10 protein-coding genes are annotated in these 10,153 nt (G+C 60.6%); 3 read left to right on the forward strand and 7 right to left on the reverse strand.

Features of this window, described 5'->3' with window-relative positions; genetic code table 11:
• Nucleotides 1–38 precede the first annotated feature (38 nt).
• On the forward strand, nucleotides 39–689 hold the full coding sequence (gene pdxH / locus ABJF10_RS25015) for a pyridoxamine 5'-phosphate oxidase (protein ID WP_348547351.1): 651 nt from the start codon (nucleotides 39–41) through the stop codon (nucleotides 687–689).
• Nucleotides 690–696: 7 nt separating this feature from the next.
• On the opposite strand, the gene ABJF10_RS25020 is transcribed toward pdxH, so the two are convergent.
• The 3 genes from ABJF10_RS25020 to ABJF10_RS25030 all read right to left on the reverse strand — a co-directional run bounded on the left by ABJF10_RS25020 (nucleotide 697) and on the right by ABJF10_RS25030 (nucleotide 5,801).
• Nucleotides 697–1,323, reverse strand: a complete 627-nt coding sequence (locus ABJF10_RS25020; protein ID WP_348547352.1) for a hypothetical protein — start codon at nucleotides 1,321–1,323, stop codon at nucleotides 697–699.
• Nucleotides 1,324–1,397: 74 nt separating this feature from the next.
• The gene (locus tag ABJF10_RS25025; RefSeq protein ID WP_348547353.1) at nucleotides 1,398–3,173 is read right to left on the reverse strand and encodes an SMP-30/gluconolactonase/LRE family protein; all 1,776 of its coding nucleotides are present in this window, start codon (nucleotides 3,171–3,173) and stop codon (nucleotides 1,398–1,400) included.
• Between the two features lie 51 nt (nucleotides 3,174–3,224).
• Complete coding sequence (locus ABJF10_RS25030; protein ID WP_348547354.1) at nucleotides 3,225–5,801, reverse strand: circularly permuted type 2 ATP-grasp protein; 2,577 nt, start codon at nucleotides 5,799–5,801, stop codon at nucleotides 3,225–3,227.
• 172 nt (nucleotides 5,802–5,973) lie between these two features.
• On the opposite strand from ABJF10_RS25030, the gene rplM reads away from it, so the two are divergent.
• Nucleotides 5,974–6,411 carry a 50S ribosomal protein L13 gene (gene rplM, locus ABJF10_RS25035; protein ID WP_348547355.1) on the forward strand — a complete coding sequence of 146 codons (438 nt, stop codon included), beginning with the start codon at nucleotides 5,974–5,976 and terminating at the stop codon, nucleotides 6,409–6,411.
• A 12-nt stretch (nucleotides 6,412–6,423) separates the two neighbouring features.
• Nucleotides 6,424–6,813 carry a 30S ribosomal protein S9 gene (rpsI, locus tag ABJF10_RS25040; protein WP_348547356.1) on the forward strand — a complete coding sequence of 130 codons (390 nt, stop codon included), beginning with the start codon at nucleotides 6,424–6,426 and terminating at the stop codon, nucleotides 6,811–6,813.
• Nucleotides 6,814–7,127: 314 nt separating this feature from the next.
• Here rpsI and ABJF10_RS25045 read toward each other — a convergent pair whose 3' ends face one another.
• The 4 genes from ABJF10_RS25045 to ABJF10_RS25060 form a co-directional block, all read right to left on the reverse strand.
• Nucleotides 7,128–7,466: a hypothetical protein gene (locus tag ABJF10_RS25045; RefSeq protein ID WP_348547357.1), complete on the reverse strand. Its 339-nt coding sequence runs from the start codon at nucleotides 7,464–7,466 to the stop codon at nucleotides 7,128–7,130.
• Between the two features lie 353 nt (nucleotides 7,467–7,819).
• Complete coding sequence (locus ABJF10_RS25050) at nucleotides 7,820–7,978, reverse strand: hypothetical protein (RefSeq protein ID WP_348547358.1); 159 nt, start codon at nucleotides 7,976–7,978, stop codon at nucleotides 7,820–7,822.
• Nucleotides 7,979–8,432: 454 nt separating this feature from the next.
• On the reverse strand, nucleotides 8,433–8,942 hold the full coding sequence (locus ABJF10_RS25055) for a hypothetical protein (RefSeq protein ID WP_348547359.1): 510 nt from the start codon (nucleotides 8,940–8,942) through the stop codon (nucleotides 8,433–8,435).
• A gap of 217 nt (nucleotides 8,943–9,159) precedes the next feature.
• A partial coding sequence (locus ABJF10_RS25060; protein WP_348547360.1) for a BPSL0067 family protein occupies nucleotides 9,160–10,153 on the reverse strand: 994 nt, incomplete at its 5' end.

Consider the following 10,153-nt stretch of genomic DNA (forward strand, 5'->3'; position numbering starts at 1 on the left):
TGAATCAAACTTCAAACATCACCCTTCAAACATTCGCCATGCTTTCTCCTGCTGAACTCGCCGCCCTCCGCCAGGACTACTCCCAGCGGGGCTTGCGCCGGAGCGATCTCGATCCGGACCCGATCCAGCAATTCAATGCCTGGCTTCACGAGGCGGTGGATCGCCAGCTCCTCGAGCCGAATGGCATGACCGTGGCGAGCGTCGATGCCGTTGGCCAGCCGTGGACACGGACGGTCCTGCTCAAGATTTGTGACGATCGCGGGTTCACCTTTTTCACCAACTACGAGGGGGCGAAGGGACAGCATTTCGCCGCCAATCCCCGTGCCGCGCTGACCTTTTGGTGGAATGCGCTGGAGCGCCAGGTGAATGTCACCGGCACGATCGAGAAGACCTCGCGCGAGGAGTCCGCAGCCTATTTTCACTCGCGTCCCGAGAGCAGCCAGATCGGCGCGTGGGCTTCTGGTCAAAGCGAAGTGATCGCCCATCGGGAGCAACTCGAGAAACAGTTCGCCGACGCCCTCGCCAAATACGGCGGCGCAGAAATCCCGCTGCCGCCCCACTGGGGCGGCTATCGCGTCATCCCGCAGACCATCGAGTTCTGGCAGGGCCGTCGCAGCCGCCTCCACGACCGCCTGCGCTACACCCGCCAGCCGGACGGAGCGTGGAAGATCGAGCGGCTGTCGCCGTGACCGCGCGTTAGTGAGCCGGAGCCGCGGTCAGGCTTTGCAACGCCGCTTCTGCCCGCTTCAACGAAGACTTCGAGCCCGCGCCGAGGGCCATTAGCATACGCTCGCGCTGCACGCGAATTTCCGCCGCGGCCCGCTGCGCCTGCTCCCACTTGGTCATTGCATCCTGCGCGGAGGATCTCGCCGCCGCGAGTCGAGCCTCGGCGTCGGCCAGCGCCTGCTTCGCCGCGTCATCTTTCGGAGGCGCTTTGCTTTGATCCTCAGTTTCCCACTTCGCCGCTGCGAGGCGCGCGTTGGCCAGGTCTTTCGTCAACCGGAAAACCAGCATCTGGCCCTGCTCGGCTTCGAGTTTGGAGAGCACGCCCGATTTGCACAGCCGCTCGCGAAAAGCCGCATTCTTCTTCGCCCGTTCGAGTGCGCCTTCCAGCTTGGCCACATCCGCCGGCGGCTGGTTCGAGTTGGCTGCGAAATCCCCAGAAGATGGCGGAATCGGAACCGACGGCAGGTCATTGAGCATCAACGTCGGTGCGGACGGATCGAAGTCCGCCGGTCCCGACCGCTTCGGCAATTCCTGCGCCGCCGCACTCGCCAGGAGAAGCGCGAAAAAGAGCGTAGAGGGGATGAGCAACGACGCCATGGCAAGTCCATACCTTAGCGACGTGCTGCCCCGAGGCAAGCAGGGCCGCAGGGACGAAAGCTCCGCACCGCCGATCAGTGCGGCGTCTGGTAGAACACCGCCCCCTGTGCCTGCACCTTCCGCCGGTAGATTTTGTCCCCGTTGGTCACATACAGGTATTCGCGATTCGCTCCCGACAGCATCACGCTCGTCAGCGGCTTGTCCGCCTGCGGCTTCGGCAGCACGCCGCACAGCCGCCCGGTCGGATCGAACACCTGCACGCCCAGAGTCGTCGCCACGTAATAGCGCCCTTGCACATCCATCGCCATTCCATCTCCACCCGCCACTTTCATGTAGGGCGGCGGTTCGTTGAAGGTGAATTCACCCTTCGGGTCCACCGGTCGCCGCATCGTCATGTAGGGTCCTTTCGCCGTCAGCTTGCCATCGGGCTCGACGCGAAACGTCCATACATTCTCCCCGCGGTAATCGGAAACCGCCAGCGTCCCTTCGTCGGGCGAAAGGGTGATCCCGTTCGGCGCCGTGATCCCCACATCTGCCGCGCTCATCTCATGCGTCTTGGCCGCGACGCGCGTCACCTCGTGCTTGCCGGTGGCAGTGAAATAAATGTCGCCCTTGTAAGTCACCACGAGATCGTTCGGATTCACGTCCTCGGCGATCACTTCGACCCCCGGCGGATTCTGTTTCAGGTCGAAGGCGACGAGCCGCTTCTTTGCGCCCTGGCAGGCGTAGAGTTTCCCGTCCGGGCCCCACTTCAAGCCGCTCCCGAGATCGTCCGCCAGCTTCGTCTTCGTGCCATCGACCGCGATTTTGTAGATGGCCGGCAACTTGATATCGGAGAAGTAAAAATTGCCGTCCGCATCCGTGCACGGCCCATCGGCAAAGATGAGCCCGTCGGCCACGAGCTTCCAGTCCTCGCCCTCGATCAGCAACCGATTCAGCGTCATGTCGACCGCCAGATCGCCTTTGCCGTTCGATTTTTCCGGCTTGGATGCGTCCTGGCGCCAGAGCCACTTCAGGGCCTCGGGGAAGACACTGCCGCCGTAGTTCGAGTTGTGCCCATAGCCCTCCACGAAATCAAACCGCGCATCATAGCCCATGTACTTCAGCGCCGCGTGCATCTGCTGGTTGGCCAGCGGCCAATTGCCGAAGGGATTGTCCAGGTCGCCGCTCGAGTCCTGTTGATAGACCCGGATCGGCTTGCGCTCCGTCTTGCGAATCAAGGACGGATAAGCATTCCCGCCCGCCAGGTTTACAAAACTCCCGATCGTCGAGAGCACCTTGCGAAATGCGTCCGGCCGTTCCCACGCCACCGTGAACGCGGCAATGGCGCCGCTGGACGCCCCGCACGCTGCGTGCAGCTCCGGGTCAGGCGAAAGGCGATACGTCTTCTCCACTTCGGGCAGGATCTCCTCGAGCAGGAACTTCGCGTTGCGTTCGCCCAGCGAATTGTATTCGAGGCTGCGATTGCTGTTCTTCCACGCGCTCTGCGGCTTCTCTTTCGATTTGTCCTGCCCCGGATCGATGAAGATGGCGATCGTCACCGGCATATCGCCGCTGGCGATCAGGTTGTCGAAAACGATCGGCACCCGCCAATGCCCCTTCACGTTCACATAATCATGGCCGTCGAAAAACACCATGACCGCCGCCGGTGTCTCCGGCTTGTATTGCGCCGGCACATAGATCGACCAATCCCGCGTGGTGTTCGGGAAGATCTTCGATTCCCAGGCGGGCATCTTCGTCACCGTGCCGTGAGGCACATTGGGATTCTCGCGATGGAGCGGCGACTCGACAAAATCATCTGCGGCCAAAGCCAGCGCAGCGGAGAGAAACAGGGGCAGGAGGAAACGCATAACCCCGGTGTAACCCGCGAAAGCGCGCGACCAAAGAGCGAAATTAACGACTTAGAACCCTCGCAACAGCGGCTGCGTCACCTGCGCGATCCGCGCCTGATGATTCAAGAAGCTATCCGCAATCACCGTGTGCACGTCCATCGTCGATTGCAGCAGCCGTCCCAGCAACGGTTCGAGCTCCTCCTCTCGCACGTGCGGCGCTTCGCTGGATTTGGCCCCGGGCTGATCCTCATCCTGCGCCGTGCCGACAAACGCCTGCCACTCGACGCGCTTGATCTGGTGGACCAGCCCCTCGATGGCCAGCGGGGCGCTCGCTTGCTCCGGCATTTCCGAGGCGAGACTCTCCCGCAGGAGCGCGCCGCATTTCGAGAGACAGCGCAAGACACTGCGCGGCACTTCGCGATGCTGCCAGAGCAGTTCCAGCACGGGGATTGGCTCGGCGCGCATCTGGAAAATGCGCCGATAGGCATCGCGGCACCCCAGCATGCGGAGAAAGACGCTCAGCTCGATCTCGCTGGCCTGGGCCTTGGTCTTGCCGGGCAGGGCCGCCAGCGTGCCGCTGAGCGAGAGCGCCGAATTTGCCGTGATCACCGCGCGCTCCAGCGACTGCCCGATCTCGCAAAAGCGCCAGCCGTCGTCCGCCAGCATGGTGTTGCCCGCGATGGCGAAGAATTGCGGGATCAATTGCGTCACCGCCTCCGTCATTTTGCGCGTCTGCCGCACCGCTTCCGGTTCGGTCAGCCCGTCGCGATAACGCGTGCGCTGGAAGCGCAGCCGCAGTTCGCTGAGCGTCGCCCAGGCCTCCGGGCTGAGCGAATCCTGCACGCTCTCCGCATTGTGCATGGCCCGGAGAAAAGTGCTCACCACGCTCCCCGGCTCCGGGAGCAGCACGAGCCGGTAGCGGTCGAGGCGGTTGGCGATGCTGCGGCGGCTGGTCCCCGCGCTCTTTTCGAGCGGCGGCAGCAGGCGGTTCCACACCGGCCGATACGCCTTCCGCTCGGCCGTGTTGAGTTCTTCCGTCTCCAGCGTCTCGACGACCTGGATCAAATACGCCTGGTGATGCGCCCGCTCGAGGTAGCGCCCCATCCAGTAAAACGATTCCGCGACCCGGCTCGTGACCTGCCGCGGCACGAAGTCCGCATGCGGCGACCGGCGGGACAGCGTGGGCAGCAGCGCGTTCGTGCTTTCGTCCGCGAGCACCCAGGAATCCTTGCTCGTCCAGCCGAAGCCAAATTCCCCGCGTGGATCGGTCCGCGAAAAGACCCGCGTCAGCGCGCCGGGAAAGACATCGAAATCCGCCCCACTACGCACGGCGAAAAGAATGTGATCCTGCGGATGCTCCACGCGCTGCCCGTCATCGAAGCAAATGGTGGGCGCCCCTTCGCTGCGCGGCTGGGCCACGAAATGGCTCGGGTTCTTGCGGATTTCCTGCCGCAATACTTCATCGTCGCGCACGGCGGCCCGCTCCCACGAGCCCGAGGTGTCCTCCCGCGAAATCGGCCGGATGCGATAGGCCTCCAGGTTCTCCAGCACCATCTCGCGCTGGTCGATATCGCCCAGCCAGTGGGTCGGTACCGTGGGCAGCACCGGCGTTTCGTTGAGATAAAAGCGAATGATCTGCGACGCGAAAGCCAGCAGCGAACGGTCATCGGCGAGTTGCGTCCCCACCGCATTCACCAGCGCCACGGTGCCCTTGCGCAGGCAATGCACCATCCCGGGCACGCCGAGCCGCGAATCCGAGCGAAAGGCGAGGGGATCGATCCACACATCGGCCACGCGATTGTAGATCACATCCACGCGCTCCAGACCGCGTACGGTTTTCAGGTAGACGCAATCGTCGAGCACCAGCAGGTCGCCGCCTTGCACCACCGGGATGCCCATGCGCCGCGCCAGGAAGCTCTGCTCGCTGGAGACGGCGCTGCCCGCGCCGGGCGAGAGCAGCACCACCGCGGGTTCGCCGCCGCGGCTCGTGCTCGTTTCGCGCAGCCGCTCCATGATCGCCAGGGGCATCTCCGCCAGCGATTGCACCGCCGTGTCTTGAAAAATATCCGGCAGCACGCGGGCCAGCGCCCGGCGGTTTTGCATCATGTAGGAAATGCCCGTCGCGTGCCCGAAGTGGTGATGCTTCACCTGCCACGCTCCCCGGGCATCGCGGGCCACGCACATCCCGCTCAGGTGCAGGTAGGCGCCACGGGGGCAGGGGAGATTGATGCAGGCATTCTGGAAATGCGGACTGCCCAGCACCGCGTGGATCGGCACGGCCCCGGCGCGCAGGATCTCGCGTTTGCCGTAAACGTCGGCCAGGAAATACTCGAAAGCCCGCAGCCGCTGCCGAAAGCCCGCTACGAGCAGCGCCCAGTCCTCGCTGGCGAAGATATGCGGCAGCAGGTCGCACGTCCACGGCTGCCGCCCCCAAGGGTCGTTCCGGATCACGTCGAAATTGACGCCCATCTCCCGCAGCGTCGCCGCCATGCGGTCGTCCAGGGCGCGCAGGTCGGCCGTGCGCAGCCGGCCCAGGTTCTCCAGCAGCGCTCCATAGAGCGGCCGCACCGCGCCATCCGCCCCGGTCACCTCGTGCCAGGGGGCCGGGCCTGGCGGATTACGTTGCGGTGAAAGAGCGGTCGCCATGGCGCCGGGGAGAGTCCGTATGCAGCCCCAGCCGGTCAAGCGGGGAAGTTGCCTTTTGGCGGCCGATTTGCTAGAGTGCGACAGGTTTGAGAAATCTGTGTGGAAAAGTCGTTGACACTGGGCAACCCGCCCACTAGTTTGCGCACCCTTTTCCACTGGGAACCCGAACGTAATGACCAAGACATTTTCTGCCAAAGCCAACGAAGTCGCCCGCCAATGGTGGGTGATCGACGCCACCGACCAAGTGCTGGGTCGCGTCGCCGCCAAAGCCGCCAATCTACTGCGCGGCAAAGAGAAAGCCATCTTCACTCCGCATTGCGATACCGGTGACTTCGTCATCGTGATCAATGCCGAGAAAGTCCGGGTGACCGGCAAGAAGGAAGAACAGAAGTCCTACATGAGCTTCTCCGGCTATGTCGGCGGCCACAAGAGCGAGACCGTCAAGTCCCGCCGCGCCCGCCGTCCTGAGCTGCTCGTCGAGCACGCCGTGAAGGGTATGATCCCGCACAACAAGCTCGGCCGCGCCGTCTACACGAAGCTCAAAGTCTACAAGGGCGCCGCCCATCCGCACGCCGCGCAGATGCCCACTCCCGTTACCTCGATCGTCTAATTTTTCATTTCCATGCCCCAAGAATATATCGCCACTGGCCGCCGCAAAGAAGCCGTCGCTCGCATCCGCATGTCGGCCGGCACGGGTAAGATCGTGGTCAATGGCCGTCCTTTCGAGGAATACTTCAAGACGACCGCCCTGCAGAACACCGTTCTCCAGCCGCTCGAAACCGCCAAGGTCGTCAACCAGTTTGACCTCGCGGTCAACGCCACCGGTGGTGGCATCAATGGCCAGGCCGGTGCTGTGCGTCTCGCTGTGGCTCGTGCCCTGACCGAGACCAACGCCGAACTGCGTGGCCCGCTCAAGGCGGAAGGCTTCCTCACCCGCGACCCGCGGATGAAAGAGCGCAAGAAGCCCGGCCAGCCCGGCGCCCGCAAGCGCTTCCAGTTCAGCAAACGATAATTTCTCCCGAAAGCTTTGCTTTCCTCCTCGAGACCCGCGTTGCGCGCCCCCCAAAATTGCGCGCAACGCGGGTTATCTTTTGTCCAGGCGCCACGGCGGTTGGAGCGGCTGCCCAAGTAATCGCCGAATCCGAACGGTCTTTGGACGCCGGAGGCCCTCCGGGCCAGTGATCCCGAAACTACTGTTGGCAGATGCTCTATACGCTGCGTGATGAGACTGAGAAAACGGTAGCGGCTGAGGATTTGAACCTCGCCCGGTTTATTGCCGGGCTTCCGCAGAATTGCACCGCTGCTGCCGAAACTGAAATCGACGCGTCACTCGCTATGCAACACCGAGCCCTGCCGCCGCTGTTGCAGCCGGGCTTTGGCCGCGGTCATCTCGGCGGCGCGAGTCCGGAGAGCTGCGGGCACGCCGGAGTATTGCTTGCCGTCTTTCTTGACCAAGCCTTGGGCGACGAGGACGTGGAGCTTCTCGTAGATGCGCAGGCGCAGCATCTCCTTGCCGCTGCTGGCGGCATTCCGGGTGCGCAACCGGGCATGGACGACCTCGAACAGTTCGTTGAAATCGAAGCAAGGCTTGTTGAGCAGAGCTGTCACCATCTCCTCGGATACAAAATCCTGTATCGGGCGGAAGTGGTTTTTTGATTTGTTCATACTGCAGTCCGGCGCCGTGCCGGATTCGTGATCGGGAGCCGGTCACAGCATTTGTTAATGCCGTTAATAAATAGACACGCGAAAGCAGATTTTATTCAATTTGCCCGCTAAAATAGGAAGGTGCCTCTGTATTCAGAAACTGGGAAAACGACTGAACCATCGTTCGGGCACCGACCTGACAGACGGGGGAAGCCGATCACCCGAAGTCCGCAAGGTGTTCTTTCCCGAGGGTCTGGTACAGAAGCGGGAACTGGAGTGAGGCGGAGGATGGAGGGGATGAGTTGCTGCTCGATGACTGCGGCGGCGAATTTCGCGGCGGCGTCGATGATGCCGGAGCGGACATCGGCGTGGACCTAGCCGAGGGCGTGGCTGCCGCCGCCGCGGCCCATGCCGCCGGTGTCGGTGGTGAGGGTCTGGCCGAGGACGAGGAGGTCGCCTTGGGGAGTGGCGCTGCCACTCTGCTGGCCTTCCTCCGTCGCCGGGCTGCACTGGCTGGCTTTCCTCACTCTCATGCTTCAGTCTCTCCTTCGTTAAAGTGCAGAACACGCTCTAAGCAATGGAACCATTAGAGCCTTTCCTCTTACATTTAGCCTTTCTACATCCTCCGCTAGGGCTTGTCCCTTTTCGTAGGCTTCTTCGCCTATAAAGGTTTTCGCCCAGACGCTAAAAAAGCAGTGATTAAGATAAGATTCCCAAACGGCGACCGTCAGAACAAAAGCGGGAAGTCCGTGCCATCCGTAGCCATGGAGCCTGTAGGCAATTCTCCCCCGGCAATTTTTCTATGCTGGAATGATAGTCCATTTGAAGACAGTTGTAGAGGCGGAGGTAGGCGGGGGATTGGGCTCAAATAGGCATGGCTTTTAAAATCATTTTCAAGCGAGAACTTACCCTCAATCGGCTTTCGTTTCTCAGTTCCCGTCCGGCACTCGCGTAGATTGCGTAGCGTGTCGTCTAGCTATCGTTTCTCTACGGCATCTGCGCCCTTTTGTCAGTAACGTGTTTCCTGTTGGGTTTTCGCTTCGTCTTAACTACGCCTTTCTCCTCGGAAAACGCGTAGGCAATCGGAACCTTCGTGAAGTCGACCTTGAGTTGGTTTCCGTCTCTATCCAGACTAGAATCCCAAGGGACATTGAGAACGCGTATTGCAAGCGTATAGTGTGCTGGTAAAGAAATTCGGTCGTTGGAAGAATACTGCTCCGACAAAGTCATGTTTTCCCATTGGTTCATCCACAGATCTACCGGAAGATCGAACCGCCGGTTTTTTACGATACGCTCTAAAATATATTCGGCGCGCGGAATGGGCTCGCGCTCGATCTGTTGATCGGCAATCCGCACGATGAGATCGTTCACTGTCAACTCCGGTTGGTGGAATTGCTTCATCCAGATATTGATGGCAAACAGCAATTCCGCACGGGTTTTGAGCATTCGTCCGGTCACAACACTGTTAGCCCCCCCCCCACCAAGGATGGTCTGCATTAGAATGCAATTGTCGCGGAGGAGCTGTCTCAGTGGCCGCTCCAATGAACGCGTGATTGGTAGTGGAACAAGCGCCAAGAGCCCACAAGCTCAGCAGAGCAAAACCTGGGGAGAAAAGCCGTTTCATCTTCCGGTGATTTTGTTCAATTCTGGTTTTAAATCGAGACAAATGCGAACCAAATTCAAACCGGTCGATTTTGGAACACGGTGCGGAATTCTATGTCGTTTCGATAACGTGAAAATAGTTGGAGCAATTTGAGTAGTCTCTTTTGCTGGGATCACTTGGTTCGGGGGCCAGAAATAGTGCGCGGGTTTGAGGATGTCGCGCTTTGTGACCCGGATTGAACTGTTCGAGTATGAGGATGTAATCCCTCCCTTCGGAATTCGTCCCTTTCGATATGAAGATGGCTGCGTGAGGATTGTCCCTTGGGTCATAAACCCCTTTGTCGTTAAAGGTGGCTATCGCTGTCCCGGGTTTGATATTGTCGGAGTCGACAACCCTCGCACCGGGACGCCATTTTGTCCTGTCGGGTGTGATTCCGGTTAGGTTGCTTACGAGTGAGACGCATTCTCCAAGATTCTTTTCTTTCTCACCGGTTTTGGTCGTGCCGTCGTCAAGAAAGATTTGTTTCCATAACTTGAGCGCAGCGGGGTCCACTTTCGGAGTTTTCTTTATATCCCCGTGATTATCGATCGCAACTGTGTCCGGCCTGCCGACGGCCGTGGAAAATAAGTTATTCTCCAGAAATGCTTTGTTTTGTTCGTAGATCTCTGTGCTGCGTTTGACAAAAGTTCTGTAGTGGTCTTTGACTTTCTCAACAGGCATGTCTTTGACGCCCGGGTCGACATGGGCTTTTTGGATGTTCTCCGTTGTGTTGCCGCGTGGCCCATTAGACCCGGTAGTGTCGCTTGCGGTGCGCGCGAATTGGCCGATAGCATTGCGAGGGTGCTTGTCAGCGTCCCAAGCGAGGAACGGAAATGAGTTGCCGGTCGCGGAAGAATCCATCTCCGATGGGGGCATGGACGCTTCTTCTTTCGTATCCGCCAGCGTCGCTTCGCCCGCCTTCGGTTTGGGAATGCCAAAGAGCTCAGCGAATTTGAGCAGCCAGTCGGCGGAGAAATTGGCGGCACACCACCACCAGACCAGTGGGCGCAGGAGCGCGCCGCCGAGGACCGAGCCGCTCTTGGTCTTGCACTGGGCGATGAGGAAG

The organism is Chthoniobacter sp. (assembly GCF_040003245.1).
In the GTDB taxonomy this organism is placed as follows: Bacteria; Verrucomicrobiota; Verrucomicrobiia; order Chthoniobacterales; family Chthoniobacteraceae; genus Chthoniobacter.